This window comes from Pseudoalteromonas sp. AS71, from assembly GCF_038900275.1.
Taxonomy (GTDB): Bacteria; Pseudomonadota; Gammaproteobacteria; order Enterobacterales; family Alteromonadaceae; genus Pseudoalteromonas.
Genome location: NZ_JBBMQZ010000001.1, coordinates 111,001 through 136,960, shown reverse-complemented (window position 1 = coordinate 136,960; position 25,960 = coordinate 111,001). Strand labels below are relative to the sequence as shown.

Annotated in this window: 22 protein-coding genes; 10 read left to right on the top strand and 12 right to left on the bottom strand. The window is 39.7% G+C overall.

The annotated features are described in order from the left end of the window. Positions 1-506: 506 nt before the first annotated feature. From gcvP to WNY98_RS00695, 4 genes are all read right to left on the bottom strand, one after another. Positions 507-3,398 carry an aminomethyl-transferring glycine dehydrogenase gene (gene gcvP, locus WNY98_RS00710; RefSeq protein ID WP_342876849.1) on the bottom strand — a complete coding sequence of 964 codons (2,892 nt, stop codon included), beginning with the start codon at positions 3,396-3,398 and terminating at the stop codon, positions 507-509. A 161-nt stretch (positions 3,399-3,559) separates the two neighbouring features. Beyond that, complete coding sequence (gene gcvH / locus WNY98_RS00705; RefSeq protein WP_024590231.1) at positions 3,560-3,949, bottom strand: glycine cleavage system protein GcvH; 390 nt, start codon at positions 3,947-3,949, stop codon at positions 3,560-3,562. Positions 3,950-4,022: 73 nt separating this feature from the next. Then, positions 4,023-5,105: a glycine cleavage system aminomethyltransferase GcvT gene (gcvT, locus tag WNY98_RS00700; protein WP_342876848.1), complete on the bottom strand. Its 1,083-nt coding sequence runs from the start codon at positions 5,103-5,105 to the stop codon at positions 4,023-4,025. A gap of 98 nt (positions 5,106-5,203) precedes the next feature. Then, the gene (locus WNY98_RS00695; protein WP_002958026.1) at positions 5,204-5,803 is read right to left on the bottom strand and encodes a hypothetical protein; all 600 of its coding nucleotides are present in this window, start codon (positions 5,801-5,803) and stop codon (positions 5,204-5,206) included. Positions 5,804-5,929: 126 nt separating this feature from the next. Between WNY98_RS00695 and WNY98_RS00690 the strand changes: the two genes are divergently transcribed. Both WNY98_RS00690 and WNY98_RS00685 read left to right on the top strand, forming a co-directional pair. Next, entirely contained in the window at positions 5,930-6,775 is an 846-nt protein-coding gene (locus WNY98_RS00690) for a LysR family transcriptional regulator (RefSeq protein ID WP_342876847.1), read from the top strand. 212 nt (positions 6,776-6,987) lie between these two features. Beyond that, complete coding sequence (locus WNY98_RS00685; RefSeq protein WP_170071708.1) at positions 6,988-9,144, top strand: TonB-dependent receptor; 2,157 nt, start codon at positions 6,988-6,990, stop codon at positions 9,142-9,144. 297 nt (positions 9,145-9,441) lie between these two features. Here WNY98_RS00685 and rlmB read toward each other — a convergent pair whose 3' ends face one another. The 5 genes from rlmB to WNY98_RS00660 form a co-directional block, all read right to left on the bottom strand. Further along, positions 9,442-10,185 (bottom strand): 23S rRNA (guanosine(2251)-2'-O)-methyltransferase RlmB, encoded by a 744-nt coding sequence (gene rlmB, locus WNY98_RS00680; protein ID WP_007378377.1) that lies wholly within the window; start codon positions 10,183-10,185, stop codon positions 9,442-9,444. After that, a complete protein-coding gene (gene rnr, locus WNY98_RS00675; protein WP_342876846.1) occupies positions 10,182-12,677 on the bottom strand; it encodes a ribonuclease R in 2,496 nt (831 codons plus the stop codon). Before rnr ends, rlmB begins: the two co-directional genes overlap by 4 nt. Positions 12,678-13,089: 412 nt before the next feature. After that, positions 13,090-13,827: an enoyl-CoA hydratase/isomerase family protein gene (locus WNY98_RS00670; protein ID WP_342876282.1), complete on the bottom strand. Its 738-nt coding sequence runs from the start codon at positions 13,825-13,827 to the stop codon at positions 13,090-13,092. 100 nt (positions 13,828-13,927) lie between these two features. After that, positions 13,928-14,542 (bottom strand): response regulator transcription factor, encoded by a 615-nt coding sequence (locus WNY98_RS00665; protein ID WP_342876845.1) that lies wholly within the window; start codon positions 14,540-14,542, stop codon positions 13,928-13,930. Beyond that, positions 14,539-15,642, bottom strand: coding sequence for a histidine kinase (locus WNY98_RS00660; protein ID WP_197184608.1), 1,104 nt, complete (start codon positions 15,640-15,642; stop codon positions 14,539-14,541). Before WNY98_RS00660 ends, WNY98_RS00665 begins: the two co-directional genes overlap by 4 nt. Before the next feature lie 324 nt (positions 15,643-15,966). Here WNY98_RS00660 and WNY98_RS00655 point away from each other — a divergent pair, with 324 nt between their 5' ends. The 4 genes from WNY98_RS00655 to queG all read left to right on the top strand — a co-directional run bounded on the left by WNY98_RS00655 (position 15,967) and on the right by queG (position 20,000). Beyond that, entirely contained in the window at positions 15,967-16,833 is an 867-nt protein-coding gene (locus tag WNY98_RS00655; protein ID WP_076923687.1) for a DMT family transporter, read from the top strand. Beyond that, positions 16,830-17,534 carry a glycerophosphodiester phosphodiesterase family protein gene (locus WNY98_RS00650; protein WP_342876844.1) on the top strand — a complete coding sequence of 235 codons (705 nt, stop codon included), beginning with the start codon at positions 16,830-16,832 and terminating at the stop codon, positions 17,532-17,534. The genes WNY98_RS00655 and WNY98_RS00650 overlap by 4 nt, the downstream gene beginning before the upstream one ends. Positions 17,535-17,579: 45 nt before the next feature. Beyond that, positions 17,580-18,800, top strand: a complete 1,221-nt coding sequence (locus WNY98_RS00645; RefSeq protein ID WP_342876843.1) for a methyl-accepting chemotaxis protein — start codon at positions 17,580-17,582, stop codon at positions 18,798-18,800. A 66-nt stretch (positions 18,801-18,866) separates the two neighbouring features. After that, a complete protein-coding gene (gene queG / locus WNY98_RS00640) occupies positions 18,867-20,000 on the top strand; it encodes a tRNA epoxyqueuosine(34) reductase QueG (protein WP_342876842.1) in 1,134 nt (377 codons plus the stop codon). A gap of 46 nt (positions 20,001-20,046) precedes the next feature. On the opposite strand, the gene WNY98_RS00635 is transcribed toward queG, so the two are convergent. The 3 genes from WNY98_RS00635 to WNY98_RS00625 form a co-directional block, all read right to left on the bottom strand. After that, positions 20,047-21,174 carry a response regulator gene (locus tag WNY98_RS00635; RefSeq protein WP_342876841.1) on the bottom strand — a complete coding sequence of 376 codons (1,128 nt, stop codon included), beginning with the start codon at positions 21,172-21,174 and terminating at the stop codon, positions 20,047-20,049. Positions 21,175-21,228: 54 nt separating this feature from the next. Then, complete coding sequence (locus WNY98_RS00630; RefSeq protein ID WP_342876840.1) at positions 21,229-23,223, bottom strand: ATP-binding protein; 1,995 nt, start codon at positions 23,221-23,223, stop codon at positions 21,229-21,231. Positions 23,224-23,342: 119 nt separating this feature from the next. Next, complete coding sequence (locus WNY98_RS00625; RefSeq protein WP_342876839.1) at positions 23,343-23,831, bottom strand: N-acetyltransferase family protein; 489 nt, start codon at positions 23,829-23,831, stop codon at positions 23,343-23,345. 81 nt (positions 23,832-23,912) lie between these two features. Here WNY98_RS00625 and WNY98_RS00620 point away from each other — a divergent pair, with 81 nt between their 5' ends. The 4 genes from WNY98_RS00620 to WNY98_RS00605 all read left to right on the top strand — a co-directional run bounded on the left by WNY98_RS00620 (position 23,913) and on the right by WNY98_RS00605 (position 25,867). Beyond that, complete coding sequence (locus WNY98_RS00620) at positions 23,913-24,488, top strand: glutathione peroxidase (protein ID WP_342876838.1); 576 nt, start codon at positions 23,913-23,915, stop codon at positions 24,486-24,488. Between the two features lie 86 nt (positions 24,489-24,574). After that, positions 24,575-24,856, top strand: coding sequence for a peptidylprolyl isomerase (locus tag WNY98_RS00615; RefSeq protein ID WP_342876837.1), 282 nt, complete (start codon positions 24,575-24,577; stop codon positions 24,854-24,856). A gap of 64 nt (positions 24,857-24,920) precedes the next feature. Then, positions 24,921-25,499, top strand: a complete 579-nt coding sequence (locus tag WNY98_RS00610; protein ID WP_024599303.1) for a glutathione S-transferase family protein — start codon at positions 24,921-24,923, stop codon at positions 25,497-25,499. A gap of 17 nt (positions 25,500-25,516) precedes the next feature. Then, complete coding sequence (locus WNY98_RS00605; protein WP_024599302.1) at positions 25,517-25,867, top strand: DUF2750 domain-containing protein; 351 nt, start codon at positions 25,517-25,519, stop codon at positions 25,865-25,867. Positions 25,868-25,960: the final 93 nt, after the last annotated feature.

The following is a 25,960-nucleotide window of genomic DNA, read 5'->3' as shown; positions in this document are numbered from 1 at the left end:
AAGTCAGGTTTTGATTCTTGCTAAGACCAAATACCAATCACACGTTTAACACCCTTCCCCGTCATCACGCCCTGAAAATAAGCAATTGATGAGTAATGCATTTCATGGATGAAATGAAAGCCATGCTTGCACATGGATGTGCTTTCATGGCGTTTACGTTCACATCAATTAATTATTTGAAGGATTAAGCGTGATGCTCGGGTGCGCTGAGAGTGTCCAGAGAGGGACCAGCGGCAGCCCCTCTTTGGCTGCCGTCGCCAGCGCGACAAAACCTTGAAAAAGGTTTCTAATCCCTCAATGAGCCAAAAGCAAACAAAGTATGCGCCAACAATAATTAAACACCTTTTGGGCTGCGCCCAACACGCCAGCAAGCTGTGCGTCTACAATGTTTAAACACACACAAAAAAGCCGTTGCATTGCTGCAACGGCTTTTATAATTTTGATAAATTCCCAAACTATAATGGAACTTACTCCCCATTAAAGTTCAAAAAAATTAGTCTCTGTTCTTAGTCGCGATAAGTCTCAACCGCTGGGCATGAACACACTAAGTTACGGTCGCCGTATACGTCGTCTATACGTGTAACGGTTGGCCAGAACTTGTTTTTAGCAACGCTTGGCACTGGGAATGCAGCGTAAAAACGGTCGTATGCACGATCCCATTCGTTACCTAACACGTCGCCTTGTGTATGCGGTGCAAACACTAGCGGGTTGTTTTCGATTGACCATTCGCCAGAGATTACTTTTTCAATTTCGCCTTTAATTGACACCATTGCTTCGATAAAGCGGTCAATCTCACCTTTTGATTCAGACTCAGTTGGCTCAATCATTAATGTGCCAGCAACTGGGAACGACATAGTTGGTGAATGGAAGCCGTAGTCTTGCAAGCGCTTAGCTACGTCCATTTCAGTAATGCCTGATAGCTCTTTAAGCGGGCGCAGGTCAACAATACATTCGTGAGCAACACGGTTGTTACGACCACGGTATAAAATTGGGAAGTGCTTGCTTAGCTCATGCGTTAAGTAGTTAGCATTAACGATAGCCATTTCAGTGGCTTGTTTTAAGCCCTCTGAACCCATCATGGTAATGTAAGCCCATGAAATAGGTAAAATAGCGGCTGAACCGTAAGGCGCTGCCGATACCGCACCGTTACCGATGTTAGTACCTGGTACGTTAATTACGCTGTGGTTTGGCATAAACGGCGCAAGGTGCGATTTAACACCAATTGGGCCAACACCTGGACCACCGCCACCATGTGGAATACAAAACGTTTTATGCAAGTTTAAGTGCGATACGTCTGAGCCAATAAAGCCTGGGCTTGTTACGCCAACTTGCGCGTTCATGTTTGCGCCGTCCATGTAAACTTGGCCGCCGTGCTCATGAATAATGTCACAAATTTCGCGAATTGTTTCTTCGTATACGCCGTGCGTAGACGGGTATGTGATCATGATGCACGATAAGTTTTCAGACACTTCTTCAGCTTTCGCTTTTAAATCAGCCATGTCTACGTTACCGTTTTTGTCGCAGTTAACTACCACAATTTTCATGCTCGCCATTTGCGCTGATGCAGGGTTAGTACCGTGCGCAGAGCTTGGGATTAAACATACATTGCGGTGTGCATCGCCGCGTGATTCGTGGTATTTACGAATCGCGATTAAGCCTGCGTATTCACCTTGCGCGCCAGAGTTTGGCTGAAGCGATACTGCATCGTAACCGGTAATGTTTACTAGCCAGTCATGTAGTTCGCCAATCATTATTTGGTAACCTTCTGCTTGATCTAGCGGGCAGAATGGGTGAAGGTTTGCAAACTCAGGCCACGTAATTGGGATCATCTCAGCAGTCGCGTTTAGTTTCATGGTACATGAGCCTAACGAGATCATTGAGTGATTAAGCGATAAGTCTTTGCTTTCTAGTCGCTTAATGTAGCGAAGCATATCTGTTTCGCTGTGGTAGCTGTTAAAGTTTGGATGCGTTAGTACTTCGTCATCACGTACTAAACTTGCAGGGATAGACTCGCTGCCATTTGCTTCAACGTCGGCTGCAATAGCGTCAACACTTAGACCATGGCCTTCGCCTAAAATAATATCAAATAACTCAGCGATATCGGCACGTGTTGTTGTCTCTGATACCGAAATTGAGTACTCGCCTTCGTGGTTTGTTGCAAAGTTTACGCCTTTTGCAATTGCACGTGCTGTTACGTCGTTTTTGTTGTCATCTGCAATTGTAAGGGTATCAAACCACGTGCTGTGCTTAAGTGCGATGCCTTTAGCTTTTAAGCCAGCAGCTAAAATATCAGCAAAGCGATGTATACGCTGCGCGATAGTTTTTAAGCCTTGTGGACCGTGGTACACCGCGTAAAACGCTGCCATGTTGGCAAGTAATACTTGCGCTGTACAAATGTTTGAGTTGGCTTTGTCGCGGCGAATATGTTGTTCGCGCGTTTGCATTGCCATACGTAGTGCGTCATTACCTAAACGGTCTTTAGATACACCAATAATACGACCTGGTAATGAACGTTTGTATGCGTCACGTGTTGCAAAAAATGCAGCGTGTGGACCGCCGTAACCCATAGGTACGCCAAAACGTTGAGCCGAACCAAGCACTACGTCTGCGCCTAGTTTACCCGGTGCTTTTAATAGTAATAAACTCATTATGTCGGCAGCAACACAGGCAATCGCCTTTTTGCTTTGCACGCCAGCAATTAGGTCAGTTATGTCTACTACTTCGCCTGATGTAGTTGGGTATTGGAACAATGCGCCAAAAATGTCGTGGTTAACGGCATCTTCTGCTTTACCTACAATTATTTCAAAACCAAACTGCTCGGCACGCGTTGTTACTACGTCGATTGTTTGTGTGTGTACGTCGTCTGCGATGAAAAAGGCATTGGCTTTTTTAGCTTTTGATACGCGTTTTGCAAGGCCCATAGCCTCTGCAGCGGCTGTTGATTCGTCAAGTAGTGACGCGCTTGCTAAATCAAGACCGGTTAAATCTAGGGTCATAGTTTGGAAGTTTAATAATGATTCTAAACGCCCTTGTGCAATCTCTGGCTGATACGGTGTGTACGCTGTATACCAACCTGGATTTTCTAGTACGTTACGTAAAATTACGTGCGGTACGTTAGTTGGGTGGTAGCCTTGGCCAATGTACGATTTGAAAACTTTATTTTTGCTTGCTACTGATTTTAGGTAGCTTAGTGTTTCAACTTCAGTACGGCTTTGTCCAACTGTTAATGGCTGCTCTAAGCGAATGCTAGCAGGTACAGTTTGGTCAATGAGCTCTTGCACACTCGATACTTCTAAAGCACTTAGCATATCGCTTACTTGTGCTGGGCTTGGCCCAATATGGCGGCGAATAAAATCTTGCTTTTGCTCTAGTTCTTCAAGAGATTTGGCGTTTGACATGAATCCAGATTCCTATGATCCTAAATGCTAATGGGTAACTAGCATTAATTAAAATATTTGACGATTTAACAGCTCACTCAGTATGGGGTTGTGCGCTGTAAAATCATAAAAGCCCCATTTTTATGCATTAAACGGGGCTTTTAGTTATCTTCAAAAAATGATTATTCTTCGTCGATAGTGTGCGAGTAACCTTCAGCGTCTAATAAGTTGTCTAGCTCAGACTCGTCAGATGCTTTAATACGGAATAACCAACCGTCGCCGTAAGCGTCGTTGTTTACTGTTTCAGGTGAATCTTCAAGTTCTTCGTTAATAGCAACAATTTCGCCACTAATAGGTGCGTAAATGTCTGATGCTGCTTTAACTGACTCTGCTACTGCACAGTCTTCGCCAGCGTCTACTTCGTCGCCAACTTCTGGTAATTCAACAAATACCATGTCACCAAGAAGTTCTTGTGCATGCTCAGAAATACCAACAGTAAATGTACCGTCGCCTTCACTGCGAACCCACTCGTGTGAAGGTGCGTATTTTAACTCGCTAGGAATGTTGCTCATTTTATTTGTCCTTTGGTTTATATTGGGAGGATACCAATCGCAATAATTATTGTGCTTGGTATAACCAAATTATTTAAAGTATTGATTTACCGTTACGTACAAAGCTAGGCTTTACTACTTTAACGTTTACTAATTTTTTACGCATTTCTACTTGAGCTGTATCGCCTGTTGAACGTGGTACACGTGCAAGGGCGACACTAAAACCAAGTGTTGGTGAAAAAGTACCAGAGGTAATAATACCTATCCCACCGTCAACAATTACTTTAGAACCGCTACGCAACACGCCTTTTTCTTCAAACACTAAGCCAACTAGTTTGTCAGTGCTTTTTTCTGCGCGTTGCTTAACAAGTACGTCACGACCAATAAAGTCGCGATCTTCTGGTTCCCATGCAATGGTCCATGCCATGTTAGCTGCAAGTGGTGATACGCTTTCGTCCATATCTAGGCCGTAAAGGTTCATACCTGCTTCTAAACGTAGCGTGTCGCGTGCACCTAAACCAGCAGGCTTAACCCCTGCGTCTAGCAGTTGTTGCCATAAATCGGCTGCTTGGTCGTTCGGTACTACTATTTCGTAACCGTCTTCGCCAGTATAACCCGTTGTGGCAATAAATAAATCACCTACTTGAACACCAAAAAACGGCTTCATACCTTCAACAGCTGCTTGTTGCTCGGCATTTAAAAGCGTGGCTGTTTTTGCTTTAGCGTTAGGGCCTTGTACTGCAATCATTGCAAACTCTGGGCGCTCTGTAACAGTTACGTCAAAGTCGCTCGATACGTTAGCTAAATGCGCTAGGTCTTTTTCGCGTGTTGCTGAGTTAACAACTAGGCGGTAAAACGTTTCGCTAAAGAAATAAATAATTAAGTCGTCTATTACACCGCCTTGCTCGTTAAGCATGCCTGTGTAAAGCGCTTTGCCTGGTACGGTTAATTTTGCAACGTCGTTAGCTACTAGCTTACGTAAAAATGCTTGTGCTTGAGGCCCTTCAATATCAACAATGGTCATGTGTGATACGTCAAACATACCTGCATCGGTACGCACGCTATTGTGTTCTTCTATTTGTGAGCCGTAGTTGATTGGCATTTCCCAGCCATGAAAATCAACCATTTTTGCGCCCGCTTCTAGGTGCTTAGCATGTAGTACAGTTTTAGAAGTCATAACATTCCTTCACGTTTAAATTAACCCTGTTTAGGGCGTGGCTTAAATAGATATAAAAACAGGTAAACATTGTTATGCTCGCCTGTTGTTTTTATTCGTTATGCGGCTTCACTATGCATAAGTGCAAAGCCTTGCGCTTGCATGTAGCTTTGCCATTTTTGTAATTCTTGTTGTTTAGCTACTAATACAAAGTGTTGTTCGTCGTTTTTATCAATGGCGGTAATAAATACATCACCGCTTTGTGCACCGTAGCAAAGTTGCGCGTCAGAAAGGCGCAAACCTGGTGTTAATTTAAAAGCATTAACTAGGGTATCAAATGCGTTGTCGCCACTTAAAATAAAGCTTGCTAGGTCGGTGCGTACTACATAATCAATATCAAAACGTAATTGCTGCTCGTTTATAAGCGCTTGTAGTTGAAGGCTTGCGTTGTGTGGTAGTACGAATCTAAAGGCGGTTTCGCTAAAGTAATAAACAGCAAAACTGTAGTCAGAATTATAGTCGCCATCAAGCGTGCCTTTTAAGCCTAAACCGCTGGCGGTAAGCTTAGTTAAATCAAGGCCTAAAATAGTGCTTAAAAATACACTGGTTTCGGTTCCGCTAAAATCCATTACAACGTGATTGTTGTTAGTTTGCAAAGCGTTAGTAACCGCACTACTTGCGTTGCTGTGGCGGGCAAACATTATTGGGTTAAAAGTCATAACAAACACCTGTGTATTTTCGATTACAAAATTATATTGCCCACGTCTATCAACAACAAATTGTAATTATTTATCAATTGATAAATAATACTTATATATATGGCTATATAAATTGTAATTTTAAATATGAAAAACATATCAACCGATGCTTTACGTACTTTTGTAATGGTAGTTGAAATAGGTGGCTTTGCTAAAGCAGGCGATTTACTTGGCCTGTCGCAACCTGCTGTAAGTTTGCAAATCAAGCGCTTAGAAGACGTGCTTGGCTATAAACTATTTAAAAAACAAGGGCAGCGCCAAGTATTAAACCAGTACGGCGAGCTATTATTGCCTATGGCAAAACAAATGATGCAACACAACGATGCTATTTTGCAGCAGTTCACCTCAGAAAACATTGCAGGTAAAGTGCGCTTGGGTATTCCGAGCGAATTTGCAGCGCGTATTTTACCCTCAATTATTGGCGACTTTGTGGCGCTCTACCCTGAGGTGTCGTTAGAGGTTAAGTCGCGTTTAAGTAAGCATTTGCTTTCGGCTTCTCGCCAAGATCAGTTTGATTTAGTACTTGCGCTAAATGAGCGACTCAACTCTGATAAGTTTCCTATTTTTATGCAAGACGAACTAGTGTGGGTGGGCGACCTGTCACTTGCGCATAATGAGGTGGTTACCCTAGTTACCGCACCAGAGGGATGTATTTATCGTCGCCGTGCTACTGATGCATTAAAAAGTGCAGGCATTAAATACCGAATAGTTTATAGCAACGCCGATTTAACCGGCCTTATTGCTGCATTAAAAGAAGGCTTAGGTATTACCGTACTTGCCAAAAGTACAGTACCGAGTGAGCTTAACTATCAGGTTCAAACCAAGCATTTACCAGCTCTTGGTAATATTGGTATTAGTTTGGTTAAAAGTTCGGGTGAGTCGGAAAATGCGGTAGATAAACTCGCTGAATTTATAGCTCTACGCTTGGGCTAGCGCTTACGTAGCACATATAATTCGTTCAGCCTTTATAGCTAGTAAAGCAATTACAAAATAATACAAAAGAAACAATTTAGTTAACTAAGTTGCATAAGTAGGTGTTTTTAGTTCTATTAAACTGAATAATTAAATAGTTAATAACATTGATTCGTATTCGTTAACGTGTTCAAATTACGCCAATTAAGATAATTGACATGATTAGGAACACAATGAACCCTAAGTTTTTAGTATCTACTTTGGCAACTGCGGTTGCTTTGTCTTTTAGTGCTACTGCAATAGCAAAAGACACCAGCGATAAAGAACAACGCTTTGAACAAATTACTGTTATTGGCTCAGAACAAGCAATTAACGACATTCCTGGTTCGGCTACGTTTATTTCTGATGAAGAACTTCAAAAATTCAAATTTACTGATATTTCTCGCGTTTTAGCGTCTGTTCCGGGCGTTTACGTGCAAGAAGAAGACGGTTACGGCCTTCGCCCTAATATTGGTATGCGCGGCACAGGTACTGGCCGTAACGATAAAATATCAGTAATGGAAGACGGTGTATTAGTTGCACCAGCACCATACTCTGCACCTTCTGCTTACTACTTCCCTACTATGGGTCGTATGGAGTCTATTGAAGTATTAAAAGGCGCGGCATCAGTTAAGTATGGCCCGCGCACTACGGGTGGTGTTTTAAACTTACTTTCGCGCAGCTTACCTACTGAGCCAAATAGCTCAAAAGGTATGGTAGATGCAGCCCTTGGTGGTGATGGTTACTACAAAGGTCACGCTTACTTCGGTAAAGAAAAAAACAACACAGCAGGCTTAATTGAAGTATTTACTTACGGCGCAGACGGTTTTAAAGAGCTGCCAGTAGGCAATGACAACACCGGCTTTGAAAAAACAGATTTACTATTAAAATTTGGCCACACGTTTGGTCAAAACGATGCCCATAATTTAGAGCTAAAAATTAAGTACTCTGATGAAACATCAGACGAAACATATATGGGCTTAACAGACGAAGACTACCAAAAAAGCCCTTACCGTCGTTATGCTGCATCGCAAAACGATGAAATGAATACTCGCCACAACGCATACCAACTTAACTACGCGTACCGTTTTGGTGATGGCTATGAATTTTTAGCTACGGCTTACTTAAACGATTTTCATCGTAACTGGTATAAAGCCAGCAGCGTAGGTTTAAGTACTCTTGAGCAGTACAGCGATTTTGAAGCAAACCCAACAAGCGAAGGCATTGAAGGTATTGGTGTTAAAGCTAATAACCGCGATTACCAAGCTAAAGGTATTCAGTCTGAATTACATATTCCTGCAGGCGATCATTATGTGACTGTTGGCGTACGTTACCACGAAGACGAAATGGATCGTTTTCAGTGGCAAGATACCTACACTCTTAATCAAGACTTGAGCTTAACGCTTACAGAGCAAGGCGTTCCGGGCTCAGACAGCAACCGTGTAGATAGCGCAGAAGCAAGCACCTTGTTTATTCAAGACGAGTGGACAATTGATGCATTAGTAGTAAGTGCAGGTCTTCGCTATGAAGACATTACCATTACGCGTGAAGAGTGGTCTAAATCAGATCCAACACGCAGCAACGGTTTAACTAAAGATGTGTCGAACGACACAGAAATTTTAGTTCCGTCGTTAGGTGCCACTTACACGCTTAACGAAAACGTAACGCTACTTGCGGGCATTCAAAAAGGTTATGCACCAGCAGCACCAGGTAATGCAGACCAAGAAGAAGAAGAAAGTGTAAACATTGAGTTTGGCTCTCGCTTTAATATGGATGGCTTTAGCGGTGAAGTAATTGCCTTTTACTCTGACTACGACAACATGCACGGTAACTGTACTGCAGCGGTTGGTTGTAGCGACGACAACATTGGCGACCAATACAACTACGGTGAAGTAGAAGTAGCAGGCTTTGAATTTAGTGCAGCACGTACGTTTGCAACTGATACAGCTATGTTCCCAGTTAAATTAACGTATACCTACACAGACTCTGAGTTTAAAAACGATTTTGATTCAGAAATTTGGGGCGCGGTAGAAAAAGGCGATGCAATGCCTTACGTACCAGAAAACCAAGTAGCGCTATCGTTAGGTGCTGAGTTTTCTGCGTTTGTAGTTAACAGCCAAATACGTTACGTATCTGATGCGCATGCTAATTTGACTGAGTCGGGCTTAAACGCAATTGATAGCCGCGTAGTATGGGATTTAGCTGCTAAATACTTAATCGATGAGAATCAAAAAGTATACCTAAGCGTTGATAACTTGTTTGATAAAACATACGTTGCTAACCGTTCAAACGGTGGTATTCAGCCAGGTAAGCCGCGTACAGTACAGATGGGCTACACTTATAGCTTTTAAGCTTAAAGCTGGTTAAACGGTTCACTAACAGCGTTAATAATTTTTTATGTAAAAGCACTACACATCTAAATTATTGCCTTGTTATTAAACCGTTTACCTGCGCTTTGTATAGGATAAATGATTCACTAACAGCGTTAATAATTTTTTATGTAAGAGCTACTACACATCTAAATTATTGCCTTGTTATTAAACCGTTTATCAAAGCTTACAAAGTTAAAGCGTAAATTACAGATACAAAAAAGCCGAGATTGAATTTCAATCTCGGCTTTTTAATACATAAAACTTATCGTCTATATATTAGTTATTTGCGTTACGTTGGCGTAATACTTCAAACAAACAAATACCCGTAGCTACCGATACGTTTAAGCTTGAAACAGTACCCGCCATAGGAATTTTAACGAGCATATCGCAATGCTCACGCGTTAAGCGTCGCATGCCTTCGCCTTCTGCGCCCATAACAATAGCCATTGGGCCTGTTAAGCTTGCATCAAATACGTGGTTATCAGTTTCGCCAGCAGTGCCTACAACCCATACGCCTGCATCTTTAATTTCGCGAAGCGTGCGTGCAAGGTTAGTAACTTGAATAAGCGGTACTGTTTCGGCTGCGCCACAAGCTACTTTGCGTGCTGTGCCGTTAAGTTTTGCAGAGCGATCTTTAGGTACAATTATAGCGTGAACACCTGCCGCGTCTGCACTACGTAGGCATGCGCCTAAGTTATGCGGATCGGTAATACCATCAAGTACAAGTAAAAACGGTGTGTCTTCACGAGCGATTATCGCATCAAGATCTTTTTCATTAAATGTAGGAGCAGCTTTTACGTTGGCAATAATACCTTGATGCTGCTCACCTTTCGATTTGCTATCAAGGGCTTTACGCTGCATAAACTGTACTGAAATGCCAAATTTACGTGCTTCATCAATAATCGGAGTTGAGCGTTTGTCGTCACGACCTTTAAGGGCGTAAATTTCTACAAAGCGCTCTGGCTCGCTTTCTAAAATTGCTTCAACAGAGTGAAAGCCAAAAATTAATTCATTACTCACGTATTATCTGCTCCTGGACTAGTACTTTTGCGGGCATTTTTGCCAGCTCTTTTAGGCTTTCTAACTGCCTTCTTCTTCGGTTTTTTCTTTACGGCAGTGTCTGCTGCTTTTTTATCTGCGGGTTTTGTTGCAGACTTATTTGCAGGCTTGCCTTTATCTTTATTTGCTGGCTTTTTTTTGCCCTTTGGTTTGTCATCGCTGTGCGACTTTTTACCCGGTACTTTGCCTGCTTTTAATTGCGAGCGAACACTTGCTGGCGCATGCTCAGATTTACCTGAACCTTTTTTTGGCGCACGGCGACGTGAGTATCTGTCTTGTGCAACATCGCCTTTAAGCGTTAAGTTGATACGGCGATCGTCTAAACTAACCGATGCAACGTTTACTGTTACTTTATCGCCAAGGCGATAAACTTTGTGAGAGTGCTCACCTATTAGGGTGTGTTTTGCTGCATCATGCGCAAAAAACTCGTCGCCTAAATTAGTAACGTGAACAAGCCCATCAATTTGTAAATCGTCTAAACGAATAAACAAACCAAAGTTAGTGACCGATGAAATAACACCGTTAAATTCAGTGCCTACATGATCTTGCATAAACTCACATTTAAGCCAATCGGCTACTTCGCGAGTTGCATCGTCAGCGCGGCGCTCTGTGGTAGAACACTGCTCACCTAGTTGATCAACTTCGTCGTCAGTATAAGCGTATTCGCCAGACGTTTGCTGACCTTGTGCTTTTATAACTGCTTTAATAGCACGATGTACTACTAAATCTGGGTAACGACGTATTGGCGATGTAAAGTGCGCATAAGCCGATAACGCTAAACCAAAGTGACCAATGTTATCTGGCTGATATACAGCTTGTTTCATTGAACGCAGTAGCATAGTTTGAATTAGTTCGGCTTCTGGGCGGTCACCTAGTCGCGCTAATACTTGGGTTATTTCTTTTGGCGTTGGCTCGTCGCTTAATGTGCTTTCGATACCTAACTCACCTAAAAACTTAGTAAAGTTACCCAGTTTTTCGCCATCTGGTTCGTCATGCACACGATAAAGCGCGCTTGCTTCATGCTTTTCAAGGATTTTAGCCGCCGATACATTGGCTAAAATCATACATTCTTCAATTAGTTTGTGCGCGTCGTTACGAATAACTGGCACTATTGATTCTATTTTACGCTGAGCGTTAAATACAAAACGTGTTTCTAGGGTTTCAAACTCAATGGCACCACGCTCTTGTCGTGCTGCTTTAAGTGCCATATACATTTGCTGTAAGTCAGTTAAATGTGGCACTACGGCTGAATATTCTTCGCGTAGTTTTTCGTCGTTTTGTAAAATGGCATTTACTTTGGTGTAAGTTAAACGTGCATGCGAGTTCATTATCGCTTCGTAAAACTTATAGCCCGAAAGTTTGCCCGCGCTCGATACGGTCATTTCGGCAACCATACATAAACGATCTACTTTTGGATTAAGCGAACATAGTCCATTAGAAAGCACTTTTGGTAGCATCGGAATTACTTGCTCAGGGAAATACACTGAGTTACCACGCAAAATTGCTTCTTTGTTAAGCGGCGTGTTCATTCCTACATAATGCGATACGTCGGCAATGGCAACCCATAAGCGCCAGCCACCCGATTTTTTTGGTTCACAGTATACGGCATCATCAAAGTCGCGCGCGTCTTCGCCATCAATAGTTACAAGTGGTATGTCACGTAAATCTACGCGACCTTGTTTGTCAGCTTCGTCAACAAATTCACCTAGGTGGGCAACTTGTGCTTCAACTTCTTCTGGCCATACATGTGGAATATCGTGATTGCGCAGTGCGACTTCAATTTCCATACCTGGGGCTAAATGCTCACCAAGTACGTCTATAATTTTACCTACCGCGTTCATGTTACGGCTTGGATTTTGTGTAATTTTAACCTGCACCATTTGGTTATGGCGGGCACCGTTTTCGTTGCCTGGTAAAATCATTATATCTTGCGTGATGCGCGGATCTTCAGCGACTACAACAGCAACACCATGCTCTACAAAGTAGCGGCCAACAATTGGCGCGCGCTCGTTAGTAAGCACTTTTATAATACGTGCATCGCATTTTGAGCCAGAGCCACGTTTAGTGCCTTTAGCTAGTACAATGTCGCCGTGTAACACCATGTTCATTTGGTGTTTAGCAATAAACCAATCTTTACTCTCGCCTTCAACTTCTAAAAAGCCAAAACCGTCTCTGTGGCCTATTACTTTGCCTTTGGTTAAACCGGCTTCGTCAATTAGGGCATAGCATTTAAATTTATTAAAATACAGCTGTCCGTCACGCTCCATAGCGCGAAGGCGGCGTTTAAATGCTATTTGGCGTTCGTCATCATTTACTGCTAGTTCTTCACATAATTGCGCGTAGTTAGCAGGCTTTGAACGCTCTTGAAGGTGAGTAAGTATAAACTCACGACTAGGGACTGGGTTTTCGTACTTTTCTTGTTCTCGACTGAGATTTGGATCTTGGTTTGACATTCACTATCTTGTTAGTTGGTTATGTAGGTATTTTAACCCATATAGTTATAATGAGACAGGTAAAAGCTATTAAACTTTTAAGAAAGCGCTTTTACCTTAGCTGTATAGCCTAAAAATCTAGCGCAATGGGGCTTAACGACCCCTTAACTGCAAAGTGTTTAGTCATCTCGTTGCAATGCTAAAACCCTTTCGCGCTATTATAACCTGAGCTCTGGATAGTAAATCTATCTCGAGCAGCTATTTTCAGCGCTAACAGCGCTAACAGCGCTAACAGCGTTGAATATACTTGCAATAGGCCAGCTATTGACGCGTAAATTCGCCTTGTTTTCACTAAAAATCTCTGGCTAGAGAAAATAAATTTAAATATCACCATGATTCAATACGTTAGTAAATCTCTTAACCAGAGTTCAGGTTATTTATTTTTTTGTAGGTTTTTCCAGAGCAGTTTGCTTATATTATCAATAAAGCTTGGGTCTTCTTCTTTCATTGTAAGCAAAATTTGCTTATTCATTTGTGTTTTATTTTGAGCGTAAATCCAGCGGTTTTTATTAAACTGCTGGGCAAACTCAAGTACACCTGCTTGTAGTTCGTCGTTATTAATAAATGTAGCTTCAACCACTTTATTGTCTAGCAACTGATCAGCACCAACACGCTCTCCTGACATAGCTAAACGATTAAAGAATGTTTGCGAAATTGCTTTATTAATTATAGGAAACATCGACGGTACAAACGGCACCATTACATCCACTTCAGGAAAACAAAAGAAGCCTCTGTCTGACTTCATAAATCTAAAATCGCACGCACATGCAAGCACAGAACCATTACCATAGGTATGTCCGTTTAACGCCGCAATAATAGGCATAGGAAAAGTAACTATGCGCTTAAACAAGTCACTTATTTGAATCATAAAATCAGAAATTGCTGCTGGTAAAATACTTGGATTAGACATCCATTGAAGGTCGATACCTAGTGACCAGTTTTTATCGCTCGAAGACGTTAAAATAACTGACTTAATATTTTGATCTGCTTCGATGTGGTCAAGGTGTAAATTAAACTCAGCCAAAAACGCTGGATTGTGACGGTTTTCAGCGGTATTCATGGTGAGTATAGCGGTGTTATTTTTAGTTGTTAGTTCTATTAGATTTGCCATTAAACCCTCTTTTAGCGCTTTTTAAGCTAACTTTAAGCGCCGTTCGTTACTTTTATAAGTAACATAGTAATACTTTGCTTATAATTTATAAACCCACTATTTATAACCACCCTTTTTGTTTAGCTATACGCGCAGCATCTATGCGGTTAGTGGCGTTTAGCTTAGCTATAGCGTCTGATAGATAATTACGTGTGGTACCTTCGCTTATAAATAACTGCTTGGCTATATCACTTGTTTTAAGGCCGTCGCTTGCAAGTTTAAGCGCTTTTCGCTCTTTATCGGTAAGTGGATCTGCGTCGTCTAGTGCATTAATAGCAAGCTCTGGGTCAATTACTTTTTGCCCCTGCATTACTTTTTTAAGCGCATTTATTAGCTCTTCACTGGGTGCTTCTTTTAAAATAAAACCTTTAACACCTGCCGTAAGCGCTCGCCTAATATAACCCGCACGAGAAAATGTGGTCATAATAACCATTTTTATAGCGGGGAACTTAGTGGCTATTTTTTCACTCAGCTCTATACCATTCATGGTTGGCATTTCTATATCGGTTAAAATTATATCGGGATGTAAATCACTATCAAGCGCCTCAATTGCATTAAGTGCATCTTGCCCATTACTTGCTTGCCCAATAATCTCAATATTAAAATCGAGACTTAATAGTGCTGCGATTGCGTCGCGAACAAGCGCTTGATCTTCCACTAAATAAACTTTAATCATTGTAAATCCTTATCTGTGATTGGTAGCATCACATTTAGTGTAAAAGTATCACCACACGTAAACTTAGCACTGCCCTTTAATTGCTCTGCTCGCTCTGTAATACCATTTAGACCATTACCTGCTTTTAATGTATTGCATGGCGCGTAATCAATCACTGTAATGAGAAGCTGCTGCACTGTTTGATCTATATTTATTGCGCAATTCTTTGTGCTGCTATGGCGTAATAAATTAGTCACAGCCTCTTTAATTATTAACCCAGCGAACCCTTCAACCTTAGCGGGTAAAGTACTTAAATTTGCATTAACCTTTACGCTAAAGCCTTGCTCTATTAACCTTTGCTCTAGCTGTGCTATTTGACTGACGAGATTGAGCTGTTTTAAATCACTTACTGCGTTTCTTACATCGCTAAGTAACTGTCTTGCAAGATCTGCCACTTGCGCTATTTCGTTGTTGGCTTGAGCGTAGCGCTCTCCTTGGTTTAATTTATTAGCAAGCTCAGCCTTTAGAGCAATAGATGACAGTGAGTGGCCTAAAATATCGTGCAAGTCGCGAGCTATTCGTTCTCGCTCAGCAATCGCTGCTAATTGCTCTAATTGGTTAGCGCTTTCTTGTTCGCGCTTTTTGTGTAAACGCTCTTTTTGACCTGCTATACCAAAGGCAAATAAAGCCCCACATAATATTAAAGATCCGGCAAAAAAGTACTTAACGTTATGTACATCAGCAGCATATGCAGCCCCTATAACACTTACAATAACCGCTAGTGCTGCAAAAATCCGCTGCTTGTAGCTGTATGATGACCCCGCTATATAAGCAATAAATCCAAATAACGTTGAAGTGCCTGACGTATAAAATGTGGCACTAAAGCACACCAATAACATCACTACAAATAACTTGGTAACATTAGAGTTTTCGCAGTCCATCGCCTTGACGTAAAGCAGTATAAAAACAATGTAAAATGCGAACGTCATAACAATGTTATTTGCGCTTAAGTTAGAAACATTAAAAATGGTGGGCAGTAAATAAAAACCGGTGAAAATTAGCGGTGCATAATCCCAAAACTTTTTCCCTGACGTTTTTTTAGCTGTACTTAATGTGTCCATATTGGAGCCTCTGACTTATTCTTTTTATTTATAGCACTGTTTTTATTAATAAATATAAATAACATAAAAATGCTCATGAGTATAAAGCAATCATTTATTGAAACTGTAAAGCCCAGCCCATCAACAAATTCACTAATAGACAGGCTTATTAAAATTAAAGTATTCATAGCAACCTCCAGTTGAGTACATTAACTATGCCTGTGTAATAAAATAATAAGAGTGTGAAGTGTCATTAACTTTAATGACTTTTGTCATATTGGGAAAATTTCATCTTGTAAAAGTAACCTCAATGATAAGATATTAAAAAAAGGAGATAGCGTTTTAATGCAACCACAACAGCAAAGCCTGATTTACTTACACATAGCCGTTTTACTTTTTGGCGGAACCGCTCTATTTGCCAAGCTTATTGGTTTAAATGCTTTAGATATTACCGTTTATAGAACTGCAATTGCAGGAATGGCTATTTTAGCTATGCTGTATTTTCAAAAAAAACAAATTAAACTAAACAAGCCTAAAGACTACCTTATTGCATTATTTTTAGGGGTTGCGGTGGGTATTCACTGGGTAACCTATTTTGCTGGTATGCAAATGGCCGGTATAACAATTGGGATGCTGGCGTTTTTTAGCTACCCCGTAATGACAGTGTTTTTAGAGCCCTTATTTAATAAAAGCAGGCCAAAAGCAAAAGATATAATAAGTGCGGTGGTAGTTGTTTTAGGTATTTACCTATTAGTACCAAGTGCAAACTTAGGCGACGATGTAACCCTGGGTATAATGACAGGTGTAATATCGGCATTGTTTTTTTCAATCAGAAACATTACTCATAAGCGCTACTTTAGCCAATATGGCGGGCCGCAAACGATGTTTTATCAAACCTTAGTGGCAAGTATTATGTTGTGCGCATTTATTGAAGTGCCTGTGTATGAGGTTAGTGATCACGACCTGATTTTAATTGCTATAGCGGGTATTATTTTTACGGCTACACCTCACTCATTATTTGCAGCAAGTTTAAAGCATTTATCAGCGGCAACTGCGGGGTTAATTTCTTGCTTGCAACCACTTTATGGCACCATACTGGCTATAGTAATAATTCATGAACGTCCTACTGTTATGACGTTAGTTGGTGGAGCACTTATTGTTAGTGCCGCTTGTTTTGAAACGTGGTCAATCACTAAAAAGGCTCGACAATGAAAGTATTTGCACACCGTGGTGCCAGTGGGGATTTTCCTGAAAACACCGAAAGCGCTATTTTAGAAGCGTTAAAAGTAGGTGTTGATGGTATTGAAGTAGATATTCAAAGTTCCATCGATGATTACATGGTAATACACGACTCATGGCTCGATAGAACCACCAGCGGTAAAGGTAGGGTGAGTAACTTTACGGCACACGAACTCTCTAAACTTGATGCTGGAAATGGCGAAAAAATTCCCACTCTTCAGCAGTTGTTTGATTGGAATAATAATAAATCTTTGTTAAATATTGAGCTTAAGCATACTTTTGAACTGGAGAGGTTTGTGGCTCAACTTGAGAGAAACATTAAAGCTAACAAAATATCGAAAGCGAATATTTTAGTATCATCGTTTGATCATCATCAACTACAGTGGCTTAAAAGCAAGCTACCATGGCTTAAAATAGGCGCTCTTACTTCTTCTATTCCAATTAACTATGCAAAGTTTGCAAGTGACTTAAACGCTTATAGCGTACATGCAGATAAAACCTTTATAAATAAGGCTTTTGCCGATGATGCAAAAAAAAGAGGCTTAAAGATTTATGCTTATACGGTCGATAGAGAACAAGATATAGCGCTAATGATTGAGTACGGCATAGACGGAATTTTTACAAATTACCCAGCGCGAACCAAAGCTTACTTGTTATCGTTACAAAAAAGCTAATTTACACCTCCCTAACCAAAATAAGAATCGTAGGGCTTAAGCATAATGAGTAGTTTTATGAAAATTTATAACTATATAGAGCAAACATTCTTTTTTACGTTAACGCGTAAAATAGTCGGTAATTTAAGTTTTGTATTATTGTTCCAAGCAATTACGTTATTTTGGCTGCATCAGAGCTTAAGCGAACAACAGCAAAGTACAGGGCTATTTTGGCTGCTTACGCTTGTTATTATATCTGGTTTTATTTTTACTCTTTTTTATATGCGCTTTTTAATTGTTCGCCCTGTTACTGCTATGCGCGATACTTTAATAAAAATAAATCAGCAAGATGCAGATTTAGCAGCAAAACTTCCCCACTTTTCATATGACGAATTTAAAGATTTAAGTACGCAGTACAATATGTTTACTGCACATTTAAGTGAGTTACTCAGCACAACTTATAACAGTGCTCAAGCTAGTGCACACAGTAATACACAAGTCACCCAATCAATGCAAAATACTGAGCAATCAAGTGATCGACAAATACAATTAAGCCACAGTATTATTAATGCCAGTATGCAAATAACCCAAAGCTTACAAAACATTGTGAATAATACAGATAACGTGCATAACGTTAATAATGAGCACCTTAACTTTGTAAAACTCTCTGCATCAGAGCTCGCTGCTTTAGTGGAACAGGTTAAACTTATTACTAATATGCTGGGTAGCTTTTCAAATACAATTGCGGGACTGAAAGAAAACAGTGAAAACATTCGTAGTATTTTAAAAATGGTTGAAGAGTTTTCTGATCAAACTAACTTATTAGCCCTTAATGCCGCAATAGAAGCAGCTAGAGCCGGTGATGCTGGTAGAGGGTTTGCCGTTGTTGCAGACGAAGTACGTACGCTTTCAATAAAAGTGAGTGGCGCAACTAGGCAAATAAGCGACTTTATTACTCAAATGAATGATTTAGTAAACGAGACGAATAAAGAATCAGAGCAATTAATGACCCACTCCAATAACGCACAAAGCTCAATTAATGCCACTTGTGATGGTTTTACTAAAATGCTGAGTGAATTTGAGCACAACCAACAACAGTTACAACAAATAGCTAACGCGGTGCATATGCTTGAAGATACTCAAACCGATACTCACCAATCGGTAGAACAAATTGTAGCGCTAGGTGAGCAAGCTAAACAGCAAATAGATACAGCCCTTAGCGATTGCCAACAATCTCAACAGTTAAGCTTACAAACCCAACAACAGTTAAAGCGCTTTGTGCGCTAAGAAGCGTTTTCGGGCTCAGAGAAATATGGTAAATTACGCAGCTATTAATTTAAGTGTGTGAAGTGTGTGAGCAACCCTACCCCAGACTATGAAAAATTAGCCCTGCAAATAAAAACCTGGGGACAAGAGCTTGGTTTTAGCGAAGTAGGTATTACTGATATTGACCTATCTAAGCACGAAGCCCAACTGCAACGCTGGCTTAATGCTGGCTACCACGGCTCGATGGATTATATGGCTGCTCACGGCATGAAACGCGCTCGCCCTGCTGAATTAGTACCTGGTACGCAGCGTGTAGTCTCTGTAAAAATGAACTACCTCCCACCTGATGCAGGCTTTGCAAAAACCTTAAAAAATAAAGAAAAAGCATACATCAGCCGCTATGCACTGGGTCGTGATTACCATAAATTAATGCGTAATCGTTTAAAAAAACTAGGTCAAAAAATAGAACAAGAAATTGGCGAATATGGCTTTAGGCCTTTTGTCGATTCAGCTCCTGTACTTGAACGTCAACTCGCTGAAAAAGCCGGTTTAGGTTGGCGTGGTAAGCATTCTTTATTAATTAATCAAGAAGCAGGATCGTGGTTTTTTTTAGGCGAGCTATTTATTGATTTACCTCTACCAATAGATGCAGAGAACACCTTTGAGGGATGCGGTAAATGCGTTGCTTGTATTACTCTTTGCCCAACAGGTGCAATTGTAGAGCCTTACGTTGTTGATGCACGTAAATGCATATCGTACTTAACGATAGAACACCAAGGACCCATACCCGAACAATACCGAACTTTATTAGGCAACCGCATTTATGGCTGTGATGATTGCCAGTTGGTATGCCCTTGGAATCGTTATGGACAAATAACGGATGAAAATGACTTTCATCCCCGTACTCAATTAAAAAATAAAGATTTACTTGCGCTGTTTGCTTGGGATGAGCCTACATTTTTAAAAAATACCGAAGGCAGCCCTATTCGTCGCATAGGTCACGAACGTTGGTTACGTAATATAGCGGTCGGTTTAGGTAATGCAGAGTTTAGTCCGGCTATTATTCATGCCTTACAGGATAAAAGCCAAATATGCAGCGAGCTTGTTTTAGAACATATTGAATGGGCGCTTACTCAACAAAACGATAAGCAACGATTACAAATTCGTAAAACAGCCAGATTAATCAGAATAGTAGAAAAAGGCTTACCCAGAGATGCATAATGCAGTTGGTGTAAGCCTTAAAGTAACATTATTTAATTAAGTATATTTAGCTCTTTAAAAGCAATGACAGATCTTGCTCAATTTCAGCAAAAGCTGCTTTTACCTGTATAACAGACTCCTCTCTGGCTACTGAGTTTTGGATAGTTTCATCTACTTTTTTATAAATAAACACCTCCTGGTCTTCATCTAATCCCATTGTTGGGATACGCTCTTCAAGCTCTTCTTGTAACTGTTTAAACACTTTTTCGTTGTTTTGACGGTTGTCATTCAATAAGCTAATTAAGCCATGAAACTTACTATGGACTGTACTTGCTACGGCATTAAGTTTTGCTTGTTGTGCTTCAAGCATTTTCTTAGTCGTGATGGCGCGTAGCTGCTGCTCGGTTACACTGACAATAAAACACACGTGATCGCGTATACGCCCGTGCTTATCAGGGTCGTGATCAGGCATATTTAAAATAAGTAAGCTAATCAATTCATAGTTAACTAAAATTCGATGCGAAAATTCATGTAAGCGACCTTTGTTTTTAAGCATTTCAAATAGCTCCACCACAATAGGTGAGCACACGCCATTTAGCGCAAAATGACTAATTTCATTATTTTCTCTAAACTCAACATTACTTTGTAAATCAAAAGACTGCAGGCAATCAATCAACGCTTTGCCCAGTTCTTGAGGATCGTTAATAAAGCCTATATTTTCAACGTAGTTAACTATTTTCCCCATCTCACTGCTGTTAGCCATGGCATTAAATGCAGTAGATGTAGCATCTTCAACTTGCTTTTCAAGGCTTTGTTTTTCAACGAGTACTTGGTTTAAATTTTTAAGCTTTGACTTAAGTTCATCATGGCCAAAGGGTTTTACAATATAGTCTTCTGCACCAACCGAGTAGCCTTCCATTCGCTCTTCAACTGTGCCTCGAGCCGATACAAACATAACAATTATGTGTGCTGTATTTGGATTTGCTTTAAGTGCCTTACATACTTCATAACCATTCATTTGCGGCATACTTACATCGAGTAATATAACCTGAGGCATATAGCCTTCAACCATGTTTAAACACTCAGGGCCACTCGTTGCTACTTGTAATTCAAAATCAAGTTCCTCTAAAATTTCCTCAATAATTTCAAGGTTAAAGGGTTCGTCATCAACGGCAAGTATTTTAGTTAAGGCCATAATTTATCATCCATTCAAATTCTCAAAAAAGTTACTTGGCTTGCCAAAAAACAATTAATTACTGTGCTGTATTAATTGATCTTCAGCCAAATGCTCGTCTAGATTTATTTCTAGTGGCACTTGTATAGATATAGTGGCACCACCATTTTCGTTGTTACGTGCAGTGATCTCACCTTGGTGTAAAGATACAAACTCTCTACACAAGGCAAGACCGAGTCCTGTACCACCAGCACCGCTATTTGTTTTACTGCTTTGTACAAACTTAGTAAAAATATGCTCTAGTTCATCTTCAGGTATACCGACTCCATTATCGGTAACCTCTATAGTAGCAAGCTTATTATCTGACTCTAAATTTACCCGTATTTTACTTTTTGGTTCGCTAAATTTAAGTGCATTACCTAATACGTTTCTAAGTAACTGATTTATTTGCTCTTCATCACATTGCACAATTACAGGTAATGGCTGCGCGGTAAATACAATCTCAATTTCTTTTTCCATTGCCGTACCAGATACATCATCAATACTTGTTTTAATGATGTTCGATAAATTATATGGACGAGGATTAAATGGAAACTTACCCACATCTAGCTTAGATAGGTCGAGTAAATTATTTAGTAGCGACAGTAAACGCTCGCCACTACTCTCTATGCGAGATAGGTATTTAATGAGTTTTTCTTTTGCAAAATCTCCAGCATCTAATTTACTTAGACCAAAACGAGAAAAGCTTAAAATAGAGTGCATTGGTGTCCGAAGTTCATGCGACATATTTGCTAAAAACTCTGATTTACTTAAGTTTGCAGCCTCAGCCACATTTTTAGCGTGCTCGAGTTGTGAAGTACGTGCTCTTACTTGCTCTTCAAGAATATCTTTTGCTTCAAGTAGTAAGTCTTCCTTTTGCTTGAGATGAGTTACATTTTTAAATATTACTGCAAGTGCTATTTCGCCATGGTGATCTATCTCATTAAAAGATCCCACCAACGGTATATATCCCCCTACTGTTTTAGATAAACGTAAGTCGCAGCTAAATTGGCGATTACTATTTAATGTCGAAATTTTATCTTTAATACCTAACGTTGAATCATCATCTAAAAAGTTAAATACTGATTTACCTTCGAGTTCGTTAAACGGTAGACTAAATAGTTTTAAACAAGCATCATTAGCTTCTATTACTCTACCGCATTTCTCAAACAACATAATTGCATCGGGCGTATGCTTATAAATAACCTGGAGTAGACTGTCTTTTTCAATCAGGGCATCAACTGTATCTTGTAGCCTTTCAACAAGTTCTGCGTTATGGCGTTTTAATAACTCTGTTTGCCATAATTTATGTATTGATTGTAATAGTGAGCTGTCGTTCAGTGGCTTAATAAGTACGTCTTCTACACCTTGACGAATAGCTTCAATCATCGAAACTTGATCGGGACGTGAGGTAAATAATAAGCAGCGGCAATGTGGTTGCGTTACTTTTAAGTTTGAAAAAATTTCTAAACCTGTTCCGTCATCTAAAACAAAATCGCTTATCAGTATATCGATTTGCTTTTCTTTAGTAATTTCTAAAGCTTCTGCCGAGGTGGTTGCTGTATGAGTCTCGATATGAGCACCGATTAAGCTATTTTTCATTTTTTCGAGGCGCTCAGGAACATGATCGACGAGTAAAATAGCGGGTAATTGCAAAATATGATTAGAGCCTAATTCTAGTAGGCTTTCTAAAAGAGAAGTAATTTCTTTATTAGAAAAAAACGGGTAGATCACGGTTGCGTCAGGCGCAGCATGATTTAGCTCACTAAATGCAGTTAGTTGCTCACCACTTTCAGCTTTTGGAGCAAGTAACATAAAACGCTCTTGCGCTACTTCACTAATAAGGGATTTTATAGAATCAACAGGCACACCATGGGCAACAACAACTAAGTCGTAGTTGCCTATATTGGTATACATGTCTAGCATGCTGAAATGAATTAATTCGACTTCACATCCTATTAATTCTAAAAGCACTTTCACACGCATTGCGATGATACTGCTACTATCAACAATTAATATTTTTCGAATCATCAAGCTACACTTCAAATTAATAAACTTAATATGTTAATAGCGTAGTCTATTTTTCTTTAATTGGCATAAACCCTTCGTCTTATTTTGTAAAAAAATATTACAGCATTATGAAAAATAATTTATTCCAAATGTTTTCCAAAAATAGTAAGGCTATACGCCTTATCATCCATTATTGCAACACTTGGCAACTCGCCCCATATTGCAAAATCAAAATGTTTAAACAATTTAACACTCGGTAAGTTATGACTAAAAATAAAACCGAGTAATACTTTAATATTTAGTTGCTTAGCTTGTGTTTGGGCAAATATCATTAGCTTTTTACCAAGCCCTTTACCTTGTGCTTTACTGGTAATATAAATGCTCATTTCTACTGTGCCATCATAAGCAGGACGGCCATAAAACGATTTATAGCTCACCCAAGCAAGTACTTGGTTATTTTCGCAATAAACGTAAATAGGCCTTTTATCGTTATGGCTATTAAACCAGTCACGCTTTTCGTCAACGCTCACTTCTTCGGTATCTGCAGTTACCATTCGCCCTGCAATAGTTTCGTTGTAAATGGCTACAATTTCTTTAAGATCATTAATAGTTGCTAAACGGATTGTCATAGGTCATTTGGGGGTTGATCAATTTGTTCCATATTAGCGTATGATTATCAAATCAAACAATCGTAAATTTTAGGTAATGTAATGCTAAAAAAAATTATAATAGGATTAATGGCTTTATTTATTAATGCTTCACTCCAAGCTGAAACATCATCAACTATTAACCAAACTTCTGCCCAAGACTGTCAAGATTTTACTAATGTAGATATGCGAAAGCTTCGCTCAAAAGAATCGATTAACTTGTGCAAATTCAAAAATAAGCCTTTATTAATAGTAAACACGGCGAGTAATTGTGGGTTTACGCCTCAATTTAAAGGCCTTGAAGCATTATATCAACAATACAAAGATCAAGGTTTAGTCGTATTAGGGTTCCCCTCTGATGACTTTTTTCAAGAAGAAGATAATGAAAAAGAAACAGCAAAAATATGCTTTGTAAATTATGGTGTAACTTTTCCTATGTTTGCTACCAGCAAAGTTCGTGGTAGCGAAGCAAATCCAATTTTTAAATATTTGAATGAGCAAACTAGCTCTCCAAATTGGAACTTTTATAAATACTTAGTGTCTGCTGATCGTAAAACAATTTTACGGTTTAACAGTAAAGTGGCACCAAATTCAGAGCAAATGATTACTGCAATTGAAACTGTGTTTTCTAATAAATAAGTTTATACTGGTACAATTAGTTGAAACTAACTAGAATGACATTTCAATTCGGTTAAAAAAACACCACATTATATTCGGGAGATTTTATGACAGTAGCAAGCGCACGACACATACTTGTAGACAGTGAAGCACAATGCTTAGACTTAAAAACAAAAATTGAGCAAGGCGAAGACTTTGCTGAATTAGCAAAAACACATTCTAATTGTCCTTCAGGTCAGGATGGCGGTGCTCTTGGTGAGTTTGGCCCTGGTATGATGGTTCCAGAGTTTGATAAAGTTGTATTTTCTGCGCCAATTAATCAAGTACAAGGCCCTGTACAAACTCAATTTGGTTATCATTTACTTGAAGTTACTAGCCGTTCAGAATAAATTTAACTGTACTGTAAGTAACATTTGATAAAAGCCGCTTATGCGGCTTTTTTATGGAGTAATTATGCAATTAATTGGTTCTGTACCTTCACCTTACGTACGCCGAATTAGAATTTGGGCGCAAGAAAACGACTGCAAGCTAGAACTTGTAAGTTTAGACATATTTTCTGATCAAGACCGCCCTACCATGGCCAGTAAAAACCCGGCTCGAAAAATCCCGATTTTGGTAGATGGTGACTTAACACTTAGCGACTCTAATTCTATATTGCGTTATTTACTTGAAAAAACAGGTCAGCCAAAACTAACGTGGCCTCAAGAGCACTTACTTACAACTATAAATGCCTGTAACGATTCGTTAGTAGAAATGGTTTTATGTAAACGTTCTGGATTTGACACCAAAAGCGATAAATTATTTTTTAATCTGCAAAACGAACGTATTGAGCAAACATTGAGCTTTTTAAATTCTCATTTAAGCGATGAAGAATTTAAAAGCTGTGAATACCTCAACATCAGTTTATACTGCCTGCTTGATTGGATTTGCTTTCGCGAATTGGCTGACTTTAGTCAGCATTCAGCGCTTGTTGCTTTTCATAAGCAATATGGTGAGCGCCAAGCAGCAATAGACACTAATCCTCGTCACTAATTTAAAAGGGTAAACACATGAGCGATATCGAAATTGAATCACAACTAGTTAGCTTCGTAGAAAAAGTACGTGTTAGCGAAGTAATTTGGGCACTTGGTGCAGAAGATAATGGCTTTGTAGTGTGCGATTCTAACCAATTTGACGAAACTGACGTACTACTGCTTTGGGAAAGTGAAGCAGCAGCTAAAGCACAGTGTAAAGAAGAGTGGAAAGATTACAGCCCAGTAGAAATCAACCTTGATGAATTTTTAGATGCATGGGTTGAAGACTTAAATGAAGATAATGCACTTGTTGGTATTAACTGGAATGATGACCAAGTATGTGCCGAAATTGAGCCTACAGGTTTAGCTCGCGCATTGAGTGAATAATACTTTATACGCTTTGCGTTAAAAGCGAATAAAACCCGACTAGCATCTATTGCTAGTTGGGTATAAAATAAAACACATCATTATTTTCAAGGT

Bases quoted from the DNA above. Each gene is read 5' to 3' on its own strand.
- gcvT (WP_342876848.1), bottom strand. From the start codon at position 5,105: ATGACTTCTAAAACTGTACTACATGCTAAGCACCTAGAAGCGGGCGCA.
- WNY98_RS00670 (WP_342876282.1), bottom strand. From the start codon at position 13,827: ATGGCAAATCTAATAGAACTAACAACTAAAAATAACACCGCTATACTC.
- WNY98_RS00605 (WP_024599302.1), top strand. From the start codon at position 25,517: ATGAGCGATATCGAAATTGAATCACAACTAGTTAGCTTCGTAGAAAAA.
- WNY98_RS00665 (WP_342876845.1), bottom strand. From the start codon at position 14,542: ATGATTAAAGTTTATTTAGTGGAAGATCAAGCGCTTGTTCGCGACGCA.
- WNY98_RS00660 (WP_197184608.1), bottom strand. From the start codon at position 15,642: ATGGACACATTAAGTACAGCTAAAAAAACGTCAGGGAAAAAGTTTTGG.
- WNY98_RS00685 (WP_170071708.1), top strand. From the start codon at position 6,988: ATGAACCCTAAGTTTTTAGTATCTACTTTGGCAACTGCGGTTGCTTTG.
- WNY98_RS00610 (WP_024599303.1), top strand. From the start codon at position 24,921: ATGCAATTAATTGGTTCTGTACCTTCACCTTACGTACGCCGAATTAGA.
- WNY98_RS00650 (WP_342876844.1), top strand. From the start codon at position 16,830: ATGAAAGTATTTGCACACCGTGGTGCCAGTGGGGATTTTCCTGAAAAC.
- WNY98_RS00630 (WP_342876840.1), bottom strand. From the start codon at position 23,223: ATGATTCGAAAAATATTAATTGTTGATAGTAGCAGTATCATCGCAATG.
- WNY98_RS00615 (WP_342876837.1), top strand. From the start codon at position 24,575: ATGACAGTAGCAAGCGCACGACACATACTTGTAGACAGTGAAGCACAA.
- rnr (WP_342876846.1), bottom strand. From the start codon at position 12,677: ATGTCAAACCAAGATCCAAATCTCAGTCGAGAACAAGAAAAGTACGAA.
- WNY98_RS00625 (WP_342876839.1), bottom strand. From the start codon at position 23,831: ATGACAATCCGTTTAGCAACTATTAATGATCTTAAAGAAATTGTAGCC.
- WNY98_RS00635 (WP_342876841.1), bottom strand. From the start codon at position 21,174: ATGGCCTTAACTAAAATACTTGCCGTTGATGACGAACCCTTTAACCTT.
- WNY98_RS00690 (WP_342876847.1), top strand. From the start codon at position 5,930: ATGAAAAACATATCAACCGATGCTTTACGTACTTTTGTAATGGTAGTT.
- WNY98_RS00655 (WP_076923687.1), top strand. From the start codon at position 15,967: ATGCAACCACAACAGCAAAGCCTGATTTACTTACACATAGCCGTTTTA.
- gcvP (WP_342876849.1), bottom strand. From the start codon at position 3,398: ATGTCAAACGCCAAATCTCTTGAAGAACTAGAGCAAAAGCAAGATTTT.
- WNY98_RS00620 (WP_342876838.1), top strand. From the start codon at position 23,913: ATGCTAAAAAAAATTATAATAGGATTAATGGCTTTATTTATTAATGCT.
- WNY98_RS00645 (WP_342876843.1), top strand. From the start codon at position 17,580: ATGAGTAGTTTTATGAAAATTTATAACTATATAGAGCAAACATTCTTT.
- gcvH (WP_024590231.1), bottom strand. From the start codon at position 3,949: ATGAGCAACATTCCTAGCGAGTTAAAATACGCACCTTCACACGAGTGG.
- WNY98_RS00695 (WP_002958026.1), bottom strand. From the start codon at position 5,803: ATGACTTTTAACCCAATAATGTTTGCCCGCCACAGCAACGCAAGTAGT.